This is a genomic window from Streptomyces sp. 13-12-16 (genome assembly GCF_002114215.1).
In the GTDB taxonomy this organism is placed as follows: Bacteria; Actinomycetota; Actinomycetes; order Streptomycetales; family Streptomycetaceae; genus Streptomyces.
Window position 1 is genome coordinate 1 of the sequence record NZ_NCTE01000035.1, and the last position, 3,221, is coordinate 3,221.

The window sequence follows — 3,221 nt, forward strand, 5'->3', positions numbered from 1 at the left end:
GCCCGTCCGGCGCCGGGCCCGGCTCGGTCGCGCGGGCGGCGGGCGGCGGGGTGACGACGGCGTGGGCGTTGGCCCCGCCGAAGCCGAAGGCGCTCACTCCCACGGCGGACCGCTCCCCCGGCTCCAGCGGGACGGGCTCGACGGCGGGGGCCAGTCCCAGGCCGTCGAAGTCGATCCGGGGGTTGAGGGGGAGGGCGTGCAGGGACGCCGGCACCAGCCGGTGGCGCAGCACCAGGATCGCCTTGAGCAGGCCGGCCATCCCGGAGGCGGGTTCCAGGTGGCCGAGGTTCGACTTCACCGAGCCGATCGGCAGCGGGCCGCCGCGCCGGCTCCGGCCCAGTGCCCGGCCGATGGCCTCGGCCTCCGCCGGGTCCCCGACCTGGGTGCCGGTGCCGTGGGCCTCGACGTAGACCAGGTCGTCGGCGTCGATCCCGGCCTCCGCGTAGACCGTGTGCAGCAGCGCCTCCTGCGTCTCGGCGCTGGGGACGATCATGCCGGTGCTGCGGCCGTCGGTGTTGTTGCCGGTGGCGGCCAGTACGGCGTGGACGCGGTCGCCGTCCGCCACCGCGTCCGCGAGGCGCTTGAGGACGAGCACCGCGCCGCCCTCCGCGCGGACGAATCCGTCGGCGTCGGCGGAGAACGCCGCGCAGCGTCCGCGCCGCGACAGCATGTTCGCGTAGGAGAACCCGGCGAAGGAGTAGGGGTTGGACAGCACGTTGACGCCGCCCACCAGGGCGACGCGGCTGGTCCCCTCGCGCAGGGTGCGGCAGGCCCGGTCCAGGGCCACCAGGGCGGAGGAGCAGGCCGTGTCGACGGCCATGCTCGGCCCGCGCAGGTCGAAGGCGTACGACATCCGGTTCGCCGTGATGGACAGGGTGGCGCCGGGCATGGTGTGCGGGCTCGTGTGGTCCTGCATCATCGACAGGTTCACGCCGTAGCCGGGGTCCGAGACGCCCACGTACACGCAGGTGTCCGATCCGGCCAGCGATTCGGCGGGGACGGCGGCGTCGTCCAGTGCCTCGGCGGCCATCTCCAGCAGCAGCCGCTGCTGCGGGTCGATGTGCCGGGCCTCCGCGGGGGACATGCCGAAGTAGGCGGCGTCGAACGAGGCGACGTCGTCGAGGAAGCCGCCGGCGGCGGTGTAGCTGCGGCCGGGGCGCACGGTCCCCGGGTCGACCGTACGGTCGCGGGGCAGCCGGTCGGCGGGCATCTCGCCGACCACGTCCCGCCCGTCGCGCAGCACCGACCACAGGCCGTCCAGGTCGGTGACGCCTCCGGGGAGCCGGCAACCCACGCCCACCACCGCCACGGCCCGTTCAAGCTGCTGCATCGCCAAGTCCCCGCCCCTTCACGCCGATTCACTGGCCCTCGTGCGGATTGAAGCGGAGCGAAGGGGACGACGAGCGGAAAAATCCATTACATATCACTCGTTGGGGTGTACATCATTACGTATGCGTCATTACGGTCCGGCAGCGGCTACGGTGGCGCGGTGCCCGAAGCCATCCGTGCCCGTATCGCCGCCGTCTCCGCTCATCTTCCGTCCCGTTACCGGACCTTGGACGATATCCGCGTCAAGATCACCGAGACGGGTGGCTACGCTCCGCCGCCCGGCCTGCTGGAGGACCTCACCGGGGTGCGCGGGGTCCATGTGCACGAGGACGGCGAGGACGCCTCCGACCTCGCCGTGACGGCCGCCCGCACGGCGCTCGACGAGTCGGGGCTGAAGATCGGCGACATCGGTCTGCTGCTGTTCGCCTCCACCTCGCAGGACCTGGTCGAACCCGCCACGTCCCACCTCGTGGCCGCCAAACTGGGCGCCTCGTGCCCGGTGTTCGACGTCAAGAACGCCTGCAACAGCTTCCTCAACGCCATGGAGGTGGCCGCGTCGTTCATCGAGACCGGCCGCTACCGCACGGTCCTCATCGCCTGCGGTGAACCCTCCACCCTGGCCACCCGCTGGCACGCCCCCGGCCGGGAGGACCTGCTGAGGGCCCTGCCCGGCTACACCGCCTCCGACGCCGGCGCCGCGATGGTGCTCACCGCCGGCCCCGCGGGTGACGGCGATCCCGGCATCCTGGCCCAGCGGTTCGTCAGCAACTCCGCCGCCTGGAACGCCTGCACCGTGTCCGGCGGGGGGAGCATGCACCACCTCTCCGTCCACGACGACCACACCACCCTGCGGCTGAACGGGGACCTGCGCCAGGCCGCGCTCGACGTGCTCCCCCGGATCCTGGACACCGCCGGGGAGGGACTGGAGGCGGCGCGTTCCGGCGCCTACGCCTTCATCGCCTTCCACCAGATCGCCATGCCGCAGTACCGCGAGGTGATCGACTGGTTCTCCCTCCCCGAGGACCGCTGCCTGCCCGCGGTGGCCGAGCACGGGAACTGCGCGGCGGCCTCCCTCCCCCTGCAACTGGTCAAGGCGCGGGAGGCCGACCGCATCGAGAGCGGGGACCTGGTGGCGATGATCGGCCTGGCCAGCGGTTTCAGCTTCGGTCTGGCTCTCGTACGGTGGTGACCGCCCGGGCCGTGGACACCCCGGCCCCCGCCCCCGTACCGGATCCCGCCACGCTGGAGCGGCTGATGCCGGGCTACCCCGCGCCCCGGCACTGGCGGCGCGTGCCGGTCACCGGACAGCACTATCTCGATCTCGGCTCCGGGCAGCCGGTGCTGTTCCTGCACGGCAACCCGTCGTGGAGCTACGCCTGGCGGGGGCTGCTGTACCGGCTCTCCCCGCACGCCCGCTGTCTGGCACCGGACCTGCCGGGCTTCGGACTGTCCCGGCACCTGCGGCCGGCGGACGGGGTCCCGGACCCCTACGAGGCCCAGCTGGAGGGCCTGGACGGCCTCTACCGCCACCTGGTGCGGGACGAGGGGCTGCCCGAGCGGGGCTGGACGTTCGTCCTGCACGACTGGGGCGGCCCGCTCGGTGCCGCCTGGGCCCTGCGGAACCCGGGTGTCGTGGCCCGGCTGGCCTTCTGCAACACCGTGGCCTTCCCCTTCCCGGGCGGCTTCCGGCTGCCGCTCCCCCTGCGGTGGGTCCGTGACCACCGGCCGGTCGCCGCGTTCGTCCACGCCACCAACGCGTTCGCCCGCGTCGCCGTGCGCGCCGGGGTCCACCGCCCGCTGCTCACGGCCGAGCGCCGGGCCTATCTGCGGCCCCACGCCCGCCGCGCGGAGCGCCGGGCGGTCACCGACGCCGTCCGGGCGATCCCCCGCGG

3 protein-coding genes are annotated in these 3,221 nt (G+C 73.7%); 2 read left to right on the forward strand and 1 reads right to left on the reverse strand.

Annotation, left to right across the window (positions count from 1 at the left end; all coding sequences use genetic code 11):
- The coding region (locus tag B7767_RS01720; protein WP_143652140.1) for a polyketide synthase at positions 1-1,330 on the reverse strand (1,330 nt) is incomplete at its 3' end.
- A gap of 159 nt (positions 1,331-1,489) precedes the next feature.
- On the opposite strand from B7767_RS01720, the gene B7767_RS01725 reads away from it, so the two are divergent.
- Together B7767_RS01725 and B7767_RS01730 are read left to right on the forward strand one after the other, a co-directional pair.
- Positions 1,490-2,518 (forward strand): 3-oxoacyl-ACP synthase III family protein, encoded by a 1,029-nt coding sequence (locus B7767_RS01725; RefSeq protein ID WP_085570523.1) that lies wholly within the window; start codon positions 1,490-1,492, stop codon positions 2,516-2,518.
- Positions 2,515-3,221: alpha/beta fold hydrolase (locus B7767_RS01730; RefSeq protein ID WP_256923287.1), on the forward strand; the 707-nt coding region annotated here is incomplete at its 3' end. The genes B7767_RS01725 and B7767_RS01730, both read left to right, overlap by 4 nt.